This window comes from Luteimonas rhizosphaericola (assembly GCF_029888045.1).
Taxonomy (GTDB): Bacteria; Pseudomonadota; Gammaproteobacteria; order Xanthomonadales; family Xanthomonadaceae; genus Luteimonas; species Luteimonas rhizosphaericola.
In genome coordinates this window covers 109,536-129,285 of sequence record NZ_JARXRN010000016.1, presented here as the reverse complement: position 1 = coordinate 129,285, position 19,750 = coordinate 109,536, and the positions used below count along the sequence as shown (strand labels likewise).

Annotated in this window: 15 protein-coding genes; 8 read left to right on the top strand and 7 right to left on the bottom strand. The window is 67.0% G+C overall.

Translation table 11 applies throughout. The features are described 5' to 3' along the window. Positions 1 to 187: 187 nt before the first annotated feature. The gene (locus tag QFW80_RS01855) at positions 188 to 664 is read right to left on the bottom strand and encodes a lysozyme inhibitor LprI family protein (protein ID WP_280599335.1); all 477 of its coding nucleotides are present in this window, start codon (positions 662 to 664) and stop codon (positions 188 to 190) included. A 377-nt stretch (positions 665 to 1,041) separates the two neighbouring features. On the opposite strand from QFW80_RS01855, the gene QFW80_RS01850 reads away from it, so the two are divergent. Further along, entirely contained in the window at positions 1,042 to 1,554 is a 513-nt protein-coding gene (locus QFW80_RS01850; protein WP_280599333.1) for a DUF421 domain-containing protein, read from the top strand. Between the two features lie 340 nt (positions 1,555 to 1,894). Here QFW80_RS01850 and QFW80_RS01845 read toward each other — a convergent pair whose 3' ends face one another. Next, positions 1,895 to 2,212 (bottom strand): HPF/RaiA family ribosome-associated protein, encoded by a 318-nt coding sequence (locus QFW80_RS01845; RefSeq protein WP_280599331.1) that lies wholly within the window; start codon positions 2,210 to 2,212, stop codon positions 1,895 to 1,897. A gap of 512 nt (positions 2,213 to 2,724) precedes the next feature. Here QFW80_RS01845 and QFW80_RS01840 point away from each other — a divergent pair. Beyond that, positions 2,725 to 3,222: a Pvc16 family protein gene (locus tag QFW80_RS01840; protein ID WP_280599329.1), complete on the top strand. Its 498-nt coding sequence runs from the start codon at positions 2,725 to 2,727 to the stop codon at positions 3,220 to 3,222. 243 nt (positions 3,223 to 3,465) lie between these two features. Beyond that, complete coding sequence (locus QFW80_RS01835) at positions 3,466 to 3,876, top strand: YciI family protein (RefSeq protein ID WP_280599327.1); 411 nt, start codon at positions 3,466 to 3,468, stop codon at positions 3,874 to 3,876. Here the strand turns inward: QFW80_RS01835 and QFW80_RS01830 are convergent. Continuing rightward, the gene (locus tag QFW80_RS01830) at positions 3,868 to 4,590 is read right to left on the bottom strand and encodes a transposase (RefSeq protein ID WP_280599326.1); all 723 of its coding nucleotides are present in this window, start codon (positions 4,588 to 4,590) and stop codon (positions 3,868 to 3,870) included. The two genes, QFW80_RS01835 and QFW80_RS01830, sit on opposite strands and share 9 nt — an antisense overlap. Positions 4,591 to 4,876: 286 nt before the next feature. Between QFW80_RS01830 and QFW80_RS01825 the strand changes: the two genes are divergently transcribed. Both QFW80_RS01825 and QFW80_RS01820 read left to right on the top strand, forming a co-directional pair. Next, positions 4,877 to 6,964, top strand: a complete 2,088-nt coding sequence (locus QFW80_RS01825) for an alpha-L-arabinofuranosidase (RefSeq protein ID WP_280599325.1) — start codon at positions 4,877 to 4,879, stop codon at positions 6,962 to 6,964. Between the two features lie 518 nt (positions 6,965 to 7,482). After that, positions 7,483 to 7,992 carry a hypothetical protein gene (locus QFW80_RS01820; RefSeq protein ID WP_280599324.1) on the top strand — a complete coding sequence of 170 codons (510 nt, stop codon included), beginning with the start codon at positions 7,483 to 7,485 and terminating at the stop codon, positions 7,990 to 7,992. A gap of 71 nt (positions 7,993 to 8,063) precedes the next feature. Here the strand turns inward: QFW80_RS01820 and QFW80_RS01815 are convergent, their stop codons facing one another. The 3 genes from QFW80_RS01815 to QFW80_RS01805 all read right to left on the bottom strand — a co-directional run bounded on the left by QFW80_RS01815 (position 8,064) and on the right by QFW80_RS01805 (position 12,711). Next, entirely contained in the window at positions 8,064 to 9,443 is a 1,380-nt protein-coding gene (locus QFW80_RS01815) for a glutaminase (RefSeq protein WP_280599322.1), read from the bottom strand. Between the two features lie 428 nt (positions 9,444 to 9,871). After that, entirely contained in the window at positions 9,872 to 11,143 is a 1,272-nt protein-coding gene (locus QFW80_RS01810; RefSeq protein WP_280599321.1) for an Ig-like domain-containing protein, read from the bottom strand. Between the two features lie 284 nt (positions 11,144 to 11,427). After that, positions 11,428 to 12,711, bottom strand: coding sequence for an Ig-like domain-containing protein (locus tag QFW80_RS01805; protein WP_280599319.1), 1,284 nt, complete (start codon positions 12,709 to 12,711; stop codon positions 11,428 to 11,430). A 326-nt stretch (positions 12,712 to 13,037) separates the two neighbouring features. Between QFW80_RS01805 and QFW80_RS01800 the strand changes: the two genes are divergently transcribed. The 3 genes from QFW80_RS01800 (at position 13,038) to QFW80_RS01790 (ending at position 18,253) form a co-directional block, all read left to right on the top strand. Further along, a complete protein-coding gene (locus QFW80_RS01800; protein ID WP_280599317.1) occupies positions 13,038 to 15,110 on the top strand; it encodes an FG-GAP repeat domain-containing protein in 2,073 nt (690 codons plus the stop codon). Continuing rightward, positions 15,107 to 17,215 (top strand): FG-GAP repeat domain-containing protein, encoded by a 2,109-nt coding sequence (locus QFW80_RS01795; RefSeq protein WP_280599315.1) that lies wholly within the window; start codon positions 15,107 to 15,109, stop codon positions 17,213 to 17,215. Before QFW80_RS01800 ends, QFW80_RS01795 begins: the two co-directional genes overlap by 4 nt. Positions 17,216 to 17,863: 648 nt before the next feature. Beyond that, positions 17,864 to 18,253 carry a cupin domain-containing protein gene (locus QFW80_RS01790; RefSeq protein WP_280599313.1) on the top strand — a complete coding sequence of 130 codons (390 nt, stop codon included), beginning with the start codon at positions 17,864 to 17,866 and terminating at the stop codon, positions 18,251 to 18,253. Between the two features lie 199 nt (positions 18,254 to 18,452). Here QFW80_RS01790 and QFW80_RS01785 read toward each other — a convergent pair whose 3' ends face one another. Then, positions 18,453 to 19,664 carry a S1 family peptidase gene (locus tag QFW80_RS01785; RefSeq protein WP_280599311.1) on the bottom strand — a complete coding sequence of 404 codons (1,212 nt, stop codon included), beginning with the start codon at positions 19,662 to 19,664 and terminating at the stop codon, positions 18,453 to 18,455. Between the last annotated feature and the right edge of the window lie 86 nt (positions 19,665 to 19,750).

The following is a 19,750-nucleotide window of genomic DNA, read 5'->3' as shown; positions in this document are numbered from 1 at the left end:
CGAAAGCAGGGGTGGAACAGGGTCTAGAACAGGGGTCAGAGCAGACTTTCTCAAGTCTCTGTGAGTGCGATCGAATCGCGCCGCGGTCGCCCGATCTTCCGTGGCCCCTCCGTCCGGCCAAGCTGGGCTTTGATGGCTTTTCTGAATCGGTCAGGCCCGTAGAGGGGGGTAGACGGATCGTCCTGCCCTACGGCTCGCCCAGTGATGCGTCCACCAGCGGCCGCAGGCAGGCCTCTTCGTCGGAGCGATAGCGCTCGGCGGGCAGGCGTTGGAGGCAAGCGGCGGCGGCGTCGAGCACGGCGGTTCGCTCGGCGAGCAGGGTGTTGCGGCAGGTCAGCGCATGGACGTGCGGCCAGGCGCCGCCTGCGCCGCTGAGCATGCCGGCCAGCTGGCAATCGCTGCCCCGGTACGCGAGCCAGGCCTGCTGCTGCGCGTCGACGGCCTGGGCAAGCGGATCGGGATCGTCGGGCGCATCGTCGAAGGCTTCCAGCAGGCGGGCATGGGCTGCATCGAGGCTCGCGCGCAGTGCCTGCTCGCGTTCGACCTCCACCAGCAGCGTGTGCCGTGCGCTGCCTTCGGGCCACTGGTCGCGGTCGTCCTGGGCGGCGGCGTGCGCAGCCAGCGCGAGGATCGCAACTGTGAGGATCGGCAGCAGGGGCTTCATGTCGGTCTCCGCGCGCACTGGAAACGCAGGATAGCGGGAGCGGCCGCGCTCTGGATCCGGCGTTGGGCCGATTCCCGGCCCTGATCCCGTTGGTGGGACACCCTTTTCCCCTGATATTCTTGTGCCGCCCGCATGGCGCGATCTGCCGGATCGACGGCGGTGGGCAGATCCTGCACCACTTCGCGTTGATCGCGGAGGAGGGTACCCGCGCGGATCGGATCCTGGCCTCCAATGCCGCTGGTACACGGTGGCGAGGGCGTGGTGAAGGGCCGCGCGGCTCAGGATCGTTGGATCGACGGGCTGGCGAGTAGAGGCCCGTAACCCCGCATCGACCGCCCGTGTGCGTGAATGCACGCAAGTTTTCGCGGGAGGCGGCGATGTTCTTCGACAGTTGGCACGGGGTGCTGCGGGTGCTCCTGGTGGGCACGCTCGCCTATCTGGCGCTGGTGGCGTGGTTGCGGGTGACCGGCAAGCGGACGGTTTCGAAGTGGAACGCGTTCGACCTGATCGTCACCATCGCGCTGGGTTCAACGCTCGCCACGGTGCTGCTGACGAAGGAAGTGGCGCTCGTGGAAGGCGTGCTCGGGATGGGGCTGCTGATCATGCTGCAGTACGCGATCACGTGGACGTCGGTGCGCGTGCGATGGGTACGCCAGGCGGTCAAGAACGCGCCGACGCTGCTGTTGCGCGACGGCAAGCCTTGCATGGAGGCGATGCGCCGGCAGCGGGTCACGCTCGGAGAACTGCGTGCCGCGGTGAGGGCGGCAGGGCAAGCGTCGCTGGAAGGCGTCGATGCGGTCGTCCTGGAGACCGACGGCAACTTCAGTGTGATCACGTCCGGCTGGAACGGTTCACGCGATGCGCTGGCGGATGTCGATGGCGTGGCGTAACTGCCAAGGTGCTCGTCAGCGTTACAAGTCCCACTCGTGGCGGGGGAAAGACGATGCCGTGGCCAACTGCCATTGCTCCTGAGGGGTTCTTCCGAGGTGACCCGGGAGGATCCTGATCAGCCGCGAAGGCGATCCGGTGATGCCGGGCCATGGTCCGGCAGCCGCTTGTCGACCTTGCGGAAGTGGTGCAGCACAGTGCAGCGCGGCGACAACGGGTCGCCGTGCTTCATGGACAACGGCGACCGCCAACGGGTTGTGCGCTCTTGGTGACGAAGCCTTGGCAGCTTCGACTGCAGCTGCATGCCTATGTGCTGCTGGGCAAACACATGCGAGCAGGCCCTCAGTACCCGCGCTGCTTCTCGATTCGGCTGTCGAGCATGGTCTTCAGCTTGTTGCACGCACCGCGGATCGCCTTCTCCATGTCCTCGTCATCGTGGCTCACGCCGAGCGGATCATGGTTCTCCAGACGGGCTTCGAGGGCGCAACGCTTGTCATTCGGTCCGCCCTTGGTGGAATTGCTGTCAGACAGGAACACTTCGATCCTGCTCAGCCGCGAGGAAAAGCGGCCCAGTGCCTGCTCCAGCATCGCGGTGACACGCGATTCCAGGGCGTCGGTCCCGTCGATGTGGTTGTCGGTGTTCAGCTGGATCTGCAACATGCGGCGTACTCACTTTGTTCGTGAATGCCGCAGCGTAGCGCGCACTGCCGCAGATGCGGCGTGAAGCGCGCGAAGTGAATGGAGCGATCCCGCCGACACAGTGACGCCCCGTGGCGCCTCAGAAGAGAACGGGGGTGCTTCTTGCCGCATTCATTGGTCTGGGCGCGGAATGAGGGTCCTGGAGGGGAATGAGGGGGTGTTGGTCTGCGCGCCGTGGGTGCATGAGACTGGGCCGAGTCTGTGTGCCTGGCCCGTACTCTGGCAATCAGGCCGCTCAAACAACTCTTGGTTTCGCCTGGCCTGTTGAGTCGCGGTCGTCGAGCGGAGAGACCGGCGGCTGCGTTTGGCGCCAGATTTCTTCTCTCTTCCGTTCAGGCCCATTCGGCGGCAAGATCCAGGTGGGAGCGGGATTGGGTCCAAGTGCATTTTCGGGACGAACACACCCGGACCCGGTTCCCCGATGGGCTTGGCAGTCGTGGCCCACCGCAAAACTGCGACCACCTGGAGGCACCATGCCATCGGCACCCGGCTTCTCTGCGATCAGTACCGCCGTGGCGGCGCACTTGCGTGCGGCCTACCCGGCAGGGGAGGACGGAATCGCGGCGCCGACGATCTGCCGTGACTGGCACGCATTCACCAGTGCGACGGACGAGCGGGACCGACTGCTGCTGTTGCTGTATCACATCGAACCAGACCAGGCGTGGCGGGCGGCGAACTTGCCCGCGCGCGACCCGGCAGGCGCCGTACTGAAGACTCCTGCCGCATGGCAGCTCTCCTACCTGATCGCGGCCGGCGCGCGTGATGCATTGCGTGCACAGGACCTGTTGCAACTGGCGGCCATGCATCTGCATCGCGATCCGGTCGTGGGTCCCCGCGATGCCATCGGGGATCGGGTGCTGGCATGCACGCCGCAGCCGCATTCGCAGGAGCAGATGCTGTCGCTGTGGGGCAATCTGGGGCGGCCGATGCAGCCGTCCCTGGTGTATCGGGTGCTGGCGACCCTGGACTGAGCTGTGTTCGGACGTGGGGCTTCGGACAACGGCTTCCACCCTGATGCTGTCGATCGTGCTCGTGGGCGGCGGTCGCGGCATTGTCCCCTTGCCGGCCCGGGTTGCGTTGCGGCAGCGAGGCCCCGCGGCGACGCGGGAAGAGTCCTTATCATCAGGCCGATGCCGCTTCGCGGCTTGGCTTGATTCAAGCGTCAGGCCCGACCCATCATCATCGTGGCCGTCTTCCGGCACCGGAGATCTCCAATGAAGCGTACTTCGATATTCCTCGCCGGCGTCCTGGTGCTTGCTCTCGCCTCGCCACAATTGGTCATCGCCGACGAGGAGCGGCCATCGAGTGAGAAGATCACATTCCTTGTGATCTATCGCCAGGGGCCGGCATGGCCTCAAGGCAAGGGCTTGTCAGACTTGCCGCTCAACGACCACGGAAAGTACATGATCAGCCTGTATGCCAAAGGCCTCATGAAACAGGCCGGGCCCCTTACCGACGACACGGGGGGCGCGGTGATTCTCGAGGTCTCGAGCGAAGCTGAGGCGAAGGCGATCGTCGCTGATGATCCGGCAGTGAAAACAGGCCTCTTTGTCCATGAGCTGCATCCATGGGCGCCCGTTGCCTGGGAGGAGTACCTCAAGAGGAACGAACCGGGGTCAGAGTAGACTTTCTCCCTTCTCTGCGAGCGCAACCGGATCGCGCCACGGTCGTCCGATCTTCCGTGGCCCGACTGCGCGGCCAAGCTGGGCCTCGATCGCCTTGCGGAAGCGATCCGGCCCGTAGAGGTGCTGTCGCTGCAGATGCAGCCGGATGTCGTCGGTTTCGCCCGGGTCCACGGTGTCCCTCACCAGGGCGCGCCACGCGCGATGGCGCGTGGGCATGTCCGCGCCGAGGTCGAGCCAGGCGCGATGCGGGGTGATCAGCGGGTCGGCGGGCGGCGTGGTGTTGCCGCGGTGGCTCGACCAGCGGTAGCGGGCGGGGTCGTCCACCATGCGAGCACGTAGCGGGTTGAGCTCGATGTAGCGCTGGCAGCGCAGCAGGTAGTCGTCGTCCATCACCGGGCAGGACTTGTATCGCCCTTCCCACAGCGTGCCGGTGCGACGGTAGCGATCGTTGACGTGGCGCACGTAGCCGCGGCCGAGCGATTGCATCAGGCGCGCGACGTGGCCGCTCGCCATCGGGGTCAGCAGGAGGTGGACGTGGTTGGTCATCAGCACATAGGCGTGGATGCTGCAGTGTTCGCGCCGGGCGATGTCGCGCAGGTCCTGCAGGTAGCGGATGTAGTCGACGTCGGTGAAGAAGCACGGCTGGCGGTCGTTGCCGCGCTGGACGATGTGCTGGGGGATGCCGGGAAGGTCGATACGGGGCTGACGGGACATGGTCGCGTCCTTGCGAGGGTGGACGGCCAGTGTGCGTGTCGCATCGGATCCGCAGGGTCGGATGGAGTCGCGGGCGGATGTCGGAAAAGTCCACTCTGACCCCGGTTCTTCTGCCATGTTCGGATTGGCATGCTTCCGCGCACGATCCGCATCGCTGTGGCCGGGGCTTGGCCGCGCGCCGCGGCTATGCTGTGCCGGCGCGGGGGGCGGTGCGCCTGGTCACGGGCACGGCACAGGTCTGGCGCTGCGCACGCAGAATCCCGAACCATGCTGAGGACGAAGACGGATGAAGCAGCAACACAAGGTGGACCTGATGCGGCGCAACCTGCTGCTGGGCTCTGCGGCGCTGGGCGCGGCCACGTGGATTCCGCCGGTCTTCGCGGCATCCGGTGGCATCACGGCCACGGTCGATACCGGGGCCACGCGTCCGCCGATTTCGCCGATGATCTACGGCGGCTTCATCGAGCACATCGGCAACCTGATCAACCACAGCCTGTGGAGCGAAACGCTCGACGACCGCAAGTTCTATTACGGCGTCGTGGCGCAGCGGGACGAGAAGCCGGCCGATCGCCGCGGCGCGATGGGCTTCATGGAGAAGTGGGTGGCCATCGGGCCCGCCTCGGCGATCGCGCTCGATATCGAACGCCCTTATGTGGGCCAGCACAGCCCCGTCGTCACCCTCGATGGTGCGGAAGAACGGGGGATGGTGCAGCACGGCCTGGCCCTGAAAACCGGCGCCGCCTACGACGGCCGCATTGTCCTGTGGGCGGATCCCGGCGTGACGGTGACCGTCCGGCTGATTCCCGGCAATGGCGCCGAGGCGCTCTCGACCCGGGTGCGCGCGTCGTCGACGTGGGACACGCAGCGCTTCAGCTTCAACCCGGGCATCGACACCACCGACGCCCGCCTGGAAATCGTCGGCGAGGGCCGCGGCCGCTTCGGCGTGGGTGCGATGTCGCTGATGCCGGCGGACAACGTGCGCGGGTTCCGCGCCGACACCGTGGCGCTGATGAAGCAGATGGACTGCCACATCCTGCGGATGCCGGGCGGCAACTTCATCTCCGCGCACGACTGGGAAGACAGCATCGGCGACCCCGACCGGCGCCCGCCGATCATGGACCCGGTCTGGAGCGCGGTGCAGCCCAACGACGTGGGCGTGGACGAGCTGCTGCAGCTGTGCGAGCTGATCGAATGCGAGCCGTTCTGGTGCGTGAACACCGGCTTCGGCGATCCACGCTCCGGTGCCCAGCTGCTCGAATACGTCAACGGCAGCGCCGAGACCGAGTGGGGCGCGCGGCGCGCGGCCAACGGCCGCAGCAAGCCCTATGGCGTCAAGTACTGGGCGGTGGGCAACGAGATGTACGGCCACTGGCAGTACGGGCACATGGCGCGCGACCAGTACACCGTCAAGCACAACCTGTTCGTCGATGCGATGCGCAAGGTGGACCCGGACATCTACATCGTGGCCCCCGGCGGTTTCGTCGACGAGATGACCACCGGCCAAGGCATCTTCATCGCCGGCCAGCCGCAGGTGCACGTCGGGTCCGAGCGCGACTGGGCCTACGGCATGCTCAAGAACAGCTGGGGCCGGTTCGACGCGCTGGGCACCCACGCCTATCCACCGGCAAACAAGCGCTTCGACCTGGCCACCGGCAAGCTGGTGGACGTCACCCAGACGCTGAACGAGTGGGCGCACCAGATGCCCGACCGCATCCGGACCATGGTGGACGCCTGGGAGGCGTACAAGCAGCACTTCCCGGAGCTGGAGAAGGGCAGCGTCAAGGTGTTCTTCGACGAGTGGGCCTTCCATTTCGAGGACGACCTCAAGGGCGCCCTGGCGATCGCCGCCGCGTTCCACGAGTTCTTTCGCCACACCGACTTCATCGCCATGGCCGGCTTTACCATGGCTACCGGGTGGTTGAACTTCGACCGCACGCGCTCGCAGATCAGCATCAAGGGGCGGATGTTCCAGTTCTATCAGGCGCGCTTCGGTACCGTGCCGGTCGCGGTCAACGGCAACTCGCCCACGCCCGCGCCGAAGTACCCGGTCGGCGGCGACCAGCCCAGCGTCAATACCGGCGGCGACACGTATCCACTGGACGTGTCCGCGGCGCTGACGGCCGATGGCGGGACCCTGGCGGTGGCCGTGGTCAACGCTACCGAGGAGCCACATAGCGTCTCGCTCGCGCTGCAGGGCTTCCGGCCCAGGGCGGCGGGGCGCTGCTGGAAGTTCACCGGCCCCGGCCCGGACGCGAAGAACCCGCTCGGGCAGCCGGAGCAGGTCGGTGCGACGGAGTCGGCATTCGACGCCTCGGCCGGCGCGTTGTCCATCGCCGCGGCCAGCGTGGAGATCTACCACTTCGAACGGGCCTGACCGCGGTTGGCCGAGCCCGGGCGCTTGCCCGGGGACGACGCCCCGCACGCGAGCGTCGCAGTGCCACGCCTGATGAGATGCCGCGCGTCGTCTCGACGATCGTGGCGGCCTTCGTCGCAGTTCTGCCCGCGCGATTCGCCTGGCCTTCCGCGCACCACTACCTGCATGCCACGCCCGTGGCCACGCGCGAGTTCGCGGACGAGGCCCGGGTAGGCGGGGCGCCACGGGTGACGCCCACGTTGCGCAGGCCCCGGGAGAGCAGGGTATCGACCCGAAGGGGAAGAGGGCGGCCAGGGAACTGCGGGAGCTATGTCCGCGGTGCGGTGTGAGCCGGCCTGTCACAAGCGCCCCGTGACGCCCATCCAAGGTATGAAGGACGTCCGGTCCATTTCACCCAGGGGCGGCAACGATCAAACTGGAGGCTTCCTGCCCGCGTCAGCACACCCCACGGCGCATCGGCAACTTCCCTTGAGCCACGTCATCCACACTTCGGCACGATCACCGGGTACCACGCACGCATGGACACTCGATTTCTGACTTTCATGGAATTCCAAAGCGTCTACTTCTACCGATTCGTTACCCTCGCAATCTTCGTGACCAGCGGTGTTCTTCTGCTGTTCGCTTGGCCCGAAATGAAGCGCGCCGAGATGGCGGTGATCGTGCCGGTGCTTCTCATCCTGTGGGGGCGCTTCGCTGTCGAATACCTTCGGGTGAGCAAATCCGGTCCTGCGTTCATCCATGACGATGAGCTGGTGATGTCCGGGGTCGGAGGCCGCCGGCAGATTCCCTTGACCCGCATTCGCTCGGTCAGCTCCAGGCACAGCGTGTTCATGGTGCGCCGCTATCGCTCATGGACGGATCATCTGGCGTTCCTGCAGGTCACATTGACCAACGGCGAGCGCATCCACACCCTGGTCGAGAGCAAGGTGTTCGAGTTCCCGGCAGGCAAGACAACGCTAGGCGCGGTGCAGGCCGCCGTGCTTGCAGCCAAGACGAAGACGCCTGCACGAGACCCCGGGGCCGAATAGCGAACTGGAAGGGTCGGTGTGCCGTCGGCGCTGTGCACGCCCGAGGCCCAGGTCAACCCGAGCCTGTGGCCTTATCGCCCCGTGTCTTCCTGACTGGCGACGATGCGGCAGGCATCGCCACCGACCACGGCTTGCGCCTCGGCATCGGTGGCAACGACGCGTGGGCGCTGCGCGTGGTCGAGGGACGCGAGGTCGAGCACGCCGTCGGGATCGACCAGCACCACCATGCGGCGGGCTGCGTGCAGGCGCCGCAGGTTCTCCAGCAGCATCCGCCTGGCGACATCGTTGAGCGAATGGGTGTGCAGCAGGGAGACGATCACCGCGGTGGCTTCGCGATGGCGCCCGCCACCGGCGTCGTTGGCATCGCCGAGGTCGTGCGCCAGTGCGCGCGTCAACAGTTCGGCGCCGCCGAACCGCACCGCGCCACGCAGTTCGTAGACCGGGACGATGGCATCGCCCGTGCGGCCCTTGCCGCCGGCCAGCGTCACCACCAGCTTGCGCACCACCGCGCGGCCGATCTGGCTGACATCCATCATGTGCAGGCCCATGTCGCGCGAGAGGCGTTCGCAGACGGCCACGCCGCGTGCGCTGTTGCCGTGCGCATCGAGTTTCGGCGAGAACACGGCAAGCCCCAGCTGGCCGGGCAGGGCACCGATGATGCCGCCGGCCACGCCGCTCTTGGCCGGGATGCCGACGTTGGAGACCCAGTCGCCCGCGGCGTCGTACATGCCGCAGGTGGTCATCACCGACAGCACCTGGCGGACGCCGGTGCGACTGATCACCTGGCGGCCCGTGAGCGGCTGCACGCCGGCATTGGCCAGGGTGGCGGCCATCAGGGCGAGATCGCGCACGGTGACGCTCACGGCGCACTGGCGCACGTAGCCATCGACGATGGTCTCGGGCTCGGCGTGGATGATGCCGCCGGCGCGCAGCATGTGCGCCAGCCCGCGGTTGCGGTGCGCGTCGCGCAGTTCCGCCTCGTACACGGCTTCGTCGTAGCCGAGTTCGCGACCGGCCATCGCCGACATCAGCGCGCGCAGGCGTTCCACGCGCTGCGGTCCGCTGGCATCGGGGCCAGCGACCAGTGCATGCGTGGCGAGCGCGCCGGCGTTGATCATCGGATTCATCGGCCGATGGGTGCCATCGTCCAGCGAGAGCTCGTTGAAGGCATCGCCCGACGGTTCGACGCCGATCCGGGCCAGCACCGCGTCCAGGCCCACGTCCTCGATGGCGGCCGCATAGGCGAACGGCTTGGAGATCGACTGGATCGAGAACGCCACGTCGCTGTCGCCCGCTACATAGACTTCGCCATCGACGGTCGCGAGCGCCACGGCGAGCCGCGACGTGTCGGCCTTGGCCAGCACTTCGATGTAGTCGGCGGGCGCGCCATCATCGATCGAACGCACGGCATCGAGCACGTCGGCGAGGTAGTCGGGTACGGGAGAGCGCATGGGGTGGTCCGGATCACGGCGCTGCCATCCAACCGCAGCCGGGGTAGGGATTCAACCCCTTGGCGAAAACAGGGGGTCAGGTTGGACTTTCTCAAGTCTCGTCGAGTCGTGATGCGGTATTCCTTGACCGGCACATCGTTCCGGTCCGACGATCCGCCCCCGGCTGCGCTTCAATGGGTGGCGATAAAGGTCGCCTCGGTCTGCGATCCCCGCCACCGTGCACAACGTGCGATTGACTTCTTCGGGCGTGTGCACCAGGGTCGGAGCGAGCCGGGGCAGCTGACCGCATAGAGACACCGTGCTGGCGCCTATGGACCCGGAAATGGCGCTGGACAGCAAACGCACCAGCGCTTTGGACTACCGGACGCCGCGCGGCAACCCTTTGGGAATCAGGCCGTCACGCACCGAGATGGGACGGTGGCGGCGCTTCACTCGACCAAGATGTCCACCGTGGCCGTCGTGGTCGCCTCGCCGTAATGCACGCGGTAGACGAATCGGTCGGTTCCGGTGAACCCCGCCTTGGGCGTATAGCTGACGCGCGAACCGTACACCCTGGCTGTTCCGTTGCCTGGCCCCTGGTGGAGGGTGTAGCGCAACAGTCCCTTGTTGCCGATGGAACCCGCAAGCTGGATCGCCGAGGCCACTCCGGGGGCAACCCGCACCTGTACGTTCTTCGCGGTCAGGGGCGTGTACATGCGCAGGAAGCGCATTCCGTTGGGCACCGTCACCATCAGCAGGGAGCCGTCCGACGACATGCGCGTCCGACCGGACACGAATCCCCAGTTGCCAGTGTATTCGAACGCGCCTGCGACGTTGATGCTGCGCAGGTGCCGCAGGGTAGTGGAGCTGTAAACGCGGACCTCGCCGCTCCCAGCCCAAGGCAGGTAGATCTCGTTCTCGACGGGGTGGTACGCGACGCCGATGGATTGTGCGCCGGTGTCTTCACCAATCCGGGCGATTAACCGGTACTCGGCATCGTAGATGTAAGTGCCGCCGTACGTGGGGATCGCGAACTGGCCACCAAGCCTGTCGGTCGCGATCTCGAAATTGAACTGGCCGGTTCCACCCCCATAGACCAGCTCGCCAGTGGGCACGTCGTAAAGACCCCAGTCCCCACTGGATATATTGGCTTCGGCGAGTGCGATCGTATCGCGGTCGCCACTGGCGCGGAGCATGGTGTTCTGCCTGACATCCGCGAGTTGCCTGTAAGTGCCATCGGGTGCAAGACGGCGCAACGGGATCCATCCGGAGCCGGAGAACGTCGAGGTCACGAGCACCGAGTTGTCGGATGCAAAGGCCACGCTGTAGGTGCCGCTTTCACCGTACTCCTTCGGGAAGAGCCAGCGGGTCTTGGCGAGCGTGGTGAGGTTGATCTTAAAGATCCAGACGTTGCCAGATCCGGACCAGGGGCTGTCGCCCGAATAACTGTCGTCCGCAACGGCTAGCGTCGAGCCGTCGGCGCTGATGTCGATCGCCATGGCACGCGAATTCGCGTTCAATGTGAGCGCGGGGAGGAATGTCCTGGTGGAGATCTGGTAGCGCCGTACCTGCGATCCGTTCGCGATGTAGATGACGCCCCGACGGGCGTCGTGCACCATGTCGGTCCGGTTTTGCGAGAGCACGTACTGGCCCTCCACCGTCACTGCGTGGACGGACGACGCAAGCACCAGCAGCAGCGCTGCCAACCATAAACGCTTCATCCGATTTCCCCTGTCCCTGGCCATGTCCCGTATTGCACGGTGACGGCATTGCCCCTGATCCCCCGGTGCCGCCAAGCGAGCGCTCGCGTCGGACGAGGGCGAGCGTACCGCAAACCCGATGAGTTGGGGCGGACGGGGGGCGAGCTGCGCGACGGGTGCCAGTATCGGAGCGAAGGAGCCGCGAGTCGGGGGAGATCCTCCGGGAGACCTCGCCCGTGGTGACCGCTTCTCCGTGAGTTGCGGATTCACCTGAACCCGCAACTCAGTGGGACGGCGTCGGCGCTTCACTCGACCAGGATGTCCACCGCGGCCGTCGTGGTCGCCTCGCCGTAATGCACCCGGTAGACGAATCGGTCGGTGCCGGTGAACCCGGGCCTGGGCTGATAGCTGACGCGCGATCCATATACCCTTGCCGTCCCGTTGCCTGGCCCCTGATGGAGGGTGTAGCGCAACAGACCCTTGTTGCCGATGGAGCCCGCAAGCTGGATCGCCGAGGCCACTCCGGGCGCAACCCGGGCCTGCACGTTTTTCGCGGTCAGGGGGGCATACATGCGCAAGTAGCGCATCCCGTTGGGCACCGTCACCATCAGCAGGGATCCGTCCGCCGACAGCCGGGTGCGGCCCGACACGAAGCCCCAGTTGCCAGTGTATTCGAACGCGCCTGCGACGTTGATGCTGCGCAGGTGCTGCAGGCTCGTGGAGCTGTATACACGGACTTCGCCGCTCCCCAACCACGGCAGGTAGATTTCGTTCTCGACGGGGTGGTACGCGACGCCGACGGGTTGCGGTCCGGCGTACTCGCCGATCCTGGTGATCAACCGGTACTCGGCATCGTAAATGTAAGTGCCGCCGTAAGTGGGGATCGCGAACTGACCCCCTAGCCGGTCGGAGGCGATCTCATAGTTGCCCCAGCTGGTGCCATCCTCGTATCCCTCGCGTCTGACCAGCTCGCCGGTTGGCACGTCGTACAGGCCCCAGCGCCCATCGGAGATGTTGGCCTCGGCGAAGGCGATGGTATCGCGGTCGCCAGTGGCGCGGAGCATCGTGTCCTGCCTGACCGTCCCGAGCTCCCTGTAGGTGCCCTGGCGGGACAGCCGACGCAGCGGGACCCAGCCGGAACCGGCGAGCGTCGAGGTCACGAGCACCGCATCGTCTGACGTGAACGCTACGCTGTAGGTGCCGCTTTCACCGTACGCCCTCGGGAAGAGCCAGCGAGTCTTGGCGAGCGTGGTGAGGTTGATCTTGAAGATCCAGACGTTCCCGGTCCCGGACCATGGGTCGCCGGCTGAAGAACTGTCGTCCGCAACGGCAAGCGTCGAACCGTCGGCGCTGATATCGAGTGCCTTCGCACGCGAGTTCGCGTTCAATGTAAGCGCGGGGAGGAACTTCCTGGTGGAGATCTGGTACCGACGGACCTGCGGCCCGTTCGCGATGTAGATGATGCCGCGGCGGGCATCGTGAACCATGTCGGTCCGGTTCTGGGACAGCACGTACTGGCCCTCCACGGGCAGCGCGTGGACCGACGACGCAAGCACCAGCAGCAGCATTGCCAAACAGAAACGCTTCATGCGAGTTCCCCTTATCCCTGGCCATGTCCCGTATTGCACGGTGACGGCATTGCCCCTGATTCCCCGGTCCCGCGACGCGATGCGCTCGCGGCGGGCGGAGGCGAGCGTACCGCATACAAGAGGCACTGTGGTAGGCGGGGGGCGCGGGACTGTCCGCCGGCCGCGGGTTGGCGTATCGTCGGCAAACGGCGCAGATGCGGGGGGGCACGCGCGGCGCGGGTGAGGGGGAGACATACCGCCCGGGGACAAGCGCGCCACGCCCTGTGCGGCTTGGAAGGGGCGGTTCGACGCAAGGGAAGCGCGGCGTTCGCGCTTGGGGGAAGATGATGTCGCGAGTACTGATCGTCATGCTGGCGTGGTGGCTGTCGGCCGGCGCCGTCCACGCCGCCGGTTCAACGTTCAGCAGTCCGTATCGGCTGTCGCTTGCATGGCGGGCGACGTACGATGTCGCGATCGGCGACGTCAACGGCGACGGGCGCAAGGACCTGGTGGTGCCGACCAGACAGGGCTACGGGTGGCGCTACACCCTGTCGATCTACCTGCAGGGGGCGGACGGTCGGTTGGGCGCGCCGGTGTCCGTCGCGCTGCCGGAAACCACCGCCGTGCAATACCGGATTGCGCTGGCCGATCTGGATGGCGACGGCGCGATGGAAGTGGTCACGGGAACGCCGGCCGCGGCCGGGGTCTACGTGGTCCGCATGACGTCCGCGCGAACCGCCTCGTTGGTGGAGCACCCCGGCCCCGCCTCGAGCTGCTGGTTCGTCGTGGCAGGCGATATCGACCGGGACGGACATCCGGACGTGCTGTGCCATGACCAGCGGATGACGGCGGTCGCGTACTTCGGGAATGGCCGGGGCGGCTTCCGGACCACTCGCACGATCCCGACCCTGGCGGGCTGGTACACGCCGTTCGAGGACTTCAAGACCCTGCAGCTTGCCGATGCCACCGGCGATGGCTATCTCGACCTGTTGATCTCGTCGGCCAACACCAGCGCGTTCCATGTGATGGCGAACAATCGCATGGGCGGGTTCTTCGCGGGTGCGGCGTATCCGCATCCTCCGTCACGCGGCGAGTGGCGTTCGAGCGCGATTCACGCCGCCGACATCGATGGCGACGGGATCAGTGAAGTGCTGACGGCGACGCCCGATTTCCGCCCGTATGCCGCGCTCAACGTGTATCGGCGAGCGCCGAACGGATTTCTCTCCCTGTCCGACCGGATCCCCGTCCACCACCTGCCCACGGCGATCCTCAGCGGCAAGGCTGGTCCCGATGCGGGCGTCAAGGTGATGCTGGGCCACTATTCCTACAGTGCGCTCAGCGTGCTCGGGGAAGATGGCGGCGACCTGCGCAGCCAGTTCCTGTACGAACTGCCCGGCTTCGGCAACCACATCGACGTCGAAGAGACCGCACGGCAGTACTCCATCGCGCTGGGTGATCTCGACGGTGACGGCTGCGATGACCTGGCAGGCGCGACATACTCGGGTGTGACCATCCTGTACGGATGCGAGACCTTCCAGCCGACGCTCCCGGCCGGCGACTTCGACGGCGACGGCGTGTCCGACCTGCTGTGGTATCACGCGAGCGCCGATCAGCACCTGTGGCCGATGGCGGACGAGACGGCCGGGTTCGAATGCCGCATGATGATTCCATGCCCCGGCGCGCTCGGTCGGCAAATGCTGGCGCAGGTCGGTGATTTCGATGGCGACGGAAGCTCGGACGTCTTCTGGCGGGATCCTCTGACAGGAGAGAACCTGGTGACGCTGGGCGCCTTCGATCCGTACTGGGCAACCACGGTGTCCAACCTCGACTGGCAGCCCGTCGGCACGGGCGACTTCGACAACGACGACCGCGCCGACCTGCTTTGGCGGAACCGGCGCACCGGCGCGAACGTCATCTGGAGATCGGCGGAGTACAAGACCCAGCAGGCCGTCCGGACGGTTGCAGACGCCCGTTGGCAGGTGGCCGGCGTGGATGATTTCGACGGCGACCGTCGTGCCGACATCCTGTGGCGACACGCTGCCACGGGAGCCAACGTCATATGGAAGTCGGGAAACCACGCCACCCAGCAATCGCTCGTGACGGTGAATGACCAAGGTTGGACGGTCGTGGGAACCGGCGACTTCGACGGCGACGGGCGCGCCGACATCGTCTGGCGGCATGCCGGATCGGGGGCGAATGCCATCTGGAAGGCGGGCAACCATCGTGCCCAGCTGCCAGTGACCCGGGTGAGCGATCCGCTATGGAGGATCGCGGCGGTCGGGGACTACAACGGCGATGGCCTGAGCGACCTGGTGTGGCGTCGCGCGGCATCGGGGAAGAGCGTCATCTGGTTGTCGGGCGACAGCCGCAAGCAGAAGCCGCTTGCCAGCATGCACTCGGACTGGGAGATCGTGCGATGACGGCGCGACCCGTGCGCGGTGGCGGCCGAGTGCAAGCAGGAGGCTGTGCAGGTCCTGCAGGCGGCTGGACGGCACGCCTGCATCGCGCCGTTCCTCGCATCCGTCTGGCCGCGCACGGGTGCATCCTGCTGCTGGCGTGCGGGTGGGCCCTGCCGTCGCTCGCCGCGCCGTTCGAGTTCACGACGCCGACCGCGCTGGCCGGAAGTCTTGCGGATCCGTATGCCGTGCATGTAGGCGATGTGAACGGTGACGGTCGGGACGACGTGCTGGTCACCGATGCAGGCCCATCGCTCCAGGTCCACCTGCAGGGGGCGGGTGGGATCCTGCAGGCACCCCAGACGCACCATCTGACGATCGGATCCGTGCGTACGATGAAGGTCGCCGACATCGACCGTGATGGCAGGCCCGACGTACTGGTCGGCCACGACACCGGGATCGCCCTGCGACGGGGCGGAAGCGCGACATGGCGCTATGTCTGGAGCCTCGACGAGTGCGAGGTGCTGGACATCGCCGACATCGACCGCGACGGCTGGGCGGATGTGGCCTGCTTCGGGCCGGGCGGCTACGCCAACGCCTTCTACAACGACCGCTCGGGCGGCTTCTCCGAGCCCTTTTACATCCACAGCCCGGCCTATGGCCTGGACATTGCGCTGGTACAGATGCGACTGGCGGACGTGACGGGCGACGGCATGCCCGACCTGTTGACGAGCTCCTCCGCGGCCCCAGGCTTCTACGTCCACAGGAACGATGGCACGGGAGCGTTCCTGCCTGCGTACGGCTATCTGGCCGCGAACCAGACGTATCCGGGTCCACACGGGTTGGAGGTCCTGGATGTGGACCATGATGGCATCGCCGAGATCATCACCACCAGCGCATGCGTCGGCGACTGCAGGTCGGTGCATGTATACCGCAGTGATCGGTTCGGCCACTTCACACTTTCACACGAGCTCCCGGGTTCGGACAGGGCGGTGGCGCCGCGTGCGTACGACGTCGACCGCGACGGCGATCTCGATCTGGTGGTAATGCATTCGGGCGGTTCGGGCGGGATCGCACGCTACGAGGGTAGCGCTGCAGCGGGTTTGTCAGAGGTCGAGCGGAAGTCGCTCGTGCCGGGCACTCGGGCCGGCGCCAGCGCCTATGCGCTCGGCGATATCGACGGCGACAGTTGCACCGATGCGGTAGTCGCGACCTTGTACGGAGCGCGCGCCCTGCGGGGCCGATGCGTCGCTCGTGCGGCCAGCGATTTCAATGGCGATGGCCGGTCCGACGTGCTCTGGCGCAATACCTCCAGTGGACAGAACGCGCTCTGGCGCAGCGGCAACGCCGCGACGTCCCAGCCGATCAACGCCGTGACGGATATCGGCTGGCAAGCCGCTGGCGCGGGCGATTTCGACGACGACGGCAGATCCGACATCCTCTGGCGTCATCCTGCCAAGGGGCACAACGTGCTGTGGATGGCAGGCGACAGCCGCACGCAGGTCGGCCTTGCGCCGCTGTCGTCTGCATGGCAGGTCGCGGGAGTGGCCGACTTCGACGGCGACGGCACTGCCGACATCCTGTGGCGTCACGGGACCAGCGGCCAGAACATGATATGGAAGGCCGGCCATAACGCACCGGCGCAAGTTGTCGCCACGGTGACCGACCTTCGCTGGCAGGTGGCGGGCGTCGGGGACTTCGACGGCGATGGCCGCGGAGACATCCTGTGGCGCCACTCGGCGACCGGAAGCAATGTCGTCTGGAGGGCGGCCGACCATGCAAGGCAGCTGGCGGTGAGGGCCGTGACCGACCTGCGCTGGACCGTCGCCGGCGTGGGCGACTTCGATGGCGACAGCCACGCCGACATCCTGTGGCGGCATGCGCTCTCGGGGCACAACGTCATCTGGCGCTCGGCCAGCCACGCTCGGCAGCAGGCGGTCACCGCAGTAACCAACATGGATTGGCAGGCGTTCGCCATGGCCGACTACAGCGGCGACGGGCGGGCGGACATCCTCTGGCGCAACCCGCGCTCCGGCGCAAACGTGATCTGGCGGTCGGCGAACCATGCCACCCAGACCAGGGTCGCATCGCTCGTCGGTAATCACTGGGTCGTGCCTGGCAGGCGCTGAATCGCTGCCCGCCAAGACTGCGCCATGACCTGGCTTCGCGTTCGCCACGCTTTGATTTCATGCGCCTCGCCCTCGCCAGCGATGGCTGGCGAGTCTCGGGCAAATTCCGGGGCGAGGCAGGGACCATCGATCGAGCGCGGCGCACGTATGACCCTTGCGGTGGATCTTGATGGCCACGGCCGGTGGGGGCAGTCGCTGAGGCAGCCCCCCGCCTTCGCGATGATTGTCGAGAAGTACTACGCGTGCCCGGAGCGCAAGGCGCTGCATGGCGGCATCTTCGGCAAGGGCCCACTCGGATCCTGTTTCCCGAAGGGGGGCGCCAATGGTGTTGGCGCAGCGAATGGAAGGAGATCGACCGCGTCGAGTTCAGGCGCCTCGCCACACAGTGGCACGGCGTGGACTGGAGCAGGGAGGGCGAGTGGTGGAACCGGGAATGACGGGCGCCGGCGGCTGGAGGGGCGGGAGAACTGGTTCCGCTGTCTTGGCTTGCGATTCGGTCGGGCGACGGAGGTTGGATCAGACACGGCGGAGGCCATTGAACCGGCCGCCCGGATCGATGGTCTCCTCACACTGCGACTGACGAGGAAATTGATGTCGCTCGCACGGAGCGCGGGCAGACTGTCCGGAAGCCCGGACAGGAGAACGCTCATGGCGCGCAGTGATTTCGACCCCGCCTCGGTCGAGCCCGATGGGCGCTCGCCGGCGCTGGCGCGGTTGTTCGATCCCGGAGCCGAAGGGCCGTGGCGCGGATCCGTCGACGGCCTTGCCGTCGGCGGCGCGGTGACGGTGCTGACCTACGGCACCGACGCTCCGGGTGCGGGCCCGCGGCTGCATGTGCACCCGTACGACGAGACCTTCATCGTCATCCAGGGGCGCGCCAGGTTCTTCGTCGGTGCGACGACGATCGACGCGGCCGCCGGTGACATTGTCCTGGGTCCCGCCGGGGTGCCGCATCGCTTCGAGAACCTCGGGCCGGGGCGCCTGCAGACGATCGACATCCATCACTCGCCACGCTGGATCCAGACAGATCTGGACTAGGGCATACGCGGGAAGCGCGCGCCAACACCCGCGGAGCACGGGCGCCATCTCAGCAGCGTAGCCCGGATAAGCGAAGCGCATCCGGGGATTGCGGTCGGCGCCGGTACCGATGCCCCTGCTAGACCCCGGATGCGCTTCGCTTATCCGGGCTACGTGTGGCGGTGAGAGGCGCGCCCGTGGGGCGCGCCTCTGCAGTGCGTCAGCCGCGCACCAGGCTCAGCCCGTACTGGCTCAGGATCGGGTTGATCCGGTCGAAGTACGTGCGTCGCTGCGAGGTGGGCAGGCTGCAGTTGCTGTTGCTGCCCGACGCACGGTTGCCGCCGGAGGTCACGCCCTGCGCCTGACCGGCCCCAGTGATCCACGAGCCGCCCGAGTCGCCGCCGCCGGCGCAGGCGTTGGACTGGGTGAGCCCGAACACGGCGCCTTCGGCGTAGTTCACGGTGACGTTCTTGGCAGTGATCGTGCCGCACTGGTAGCCGGTGGTACGGCCGGAGCGGCACAGCGACGCGCCGGTCGCGGCCTCGGTGCTGCCGCGCACCACCACGTTGCCGCCGCTCCAGTTGCTCACCCACGGCTGTAGCGTGTGCGCGCTGCCCACCTGCACCCAGGCGCGGTCGTTGCCGGGGAAGTTGGACTGCGCGAACGAGCCGACGTTCTGGTTGGCCACGCGCACGCTGTTGCCGGGATCGCCGCAGTGGCCGGCGGTGGCGAAGCCCTTGGTGCTGCCGCGCGTCACCGAAAAGCCCACCGAACACAGGTACTGGTTGTTGATCACGTACTCGATGCCGCCGCGGATGGTGGCGAACAGTTCCGGTTGGCCGACCATGGTCTCGAACCGGATCGCGCTCGCGTCGGCGCGGCTGCGGGCGACCAGGTCGATCCCCTTGGCGACCGCGTCCGGTGCGACGGCGACAACGACGCTGTTGCTCTGCGGATCGACGTGCCAGGCATGCACGCCGCGCAACGGCGCGACGCCCTTGGGCGATTGCCGCACCAGGTCGTCGAGCGCGGTCTTCGCCGTCTCCAGGTCCTCGAGGCTGTGGCGCACGTCGCGCACTTCGATCTCGCCGGGAAGCGCGGCCTTCGCCGCCGACAGGCCGCTGGCGGCCACGACGAAGACGAAGCGGCCGTCGTCGCGCCGCTCGATCCAGCTGCCGGCATAGTCGTCGCCGAGCTGGCGCCGGGCGAGTGCCTCGTTCTGTTCGGCCAGGCGCTCGGTACGCAGATACTGGGCGGCCTGCGCAGGCGCAATGCCGAGGTCGCGCTCGATCGCGGCGCTGAGCGCCGGGTCGAACCTCTCGCTTGCCGACGCGGTGGCGGTGGACAGCATGGCGGCGGACGCGGCGGTCGCCAGGGACAACAGCATGGCGCGTCCGAGCCTGCTGCGGCGGGGGGACGGGAAGTTCTTCATGAACAGTCTCCTTGGACTTGCGAGGCAGGAAACGACCGCGGGGGCGGTCGCTGCACGACGCGTGGGGGAAGTCGCCGCAGTCCTCG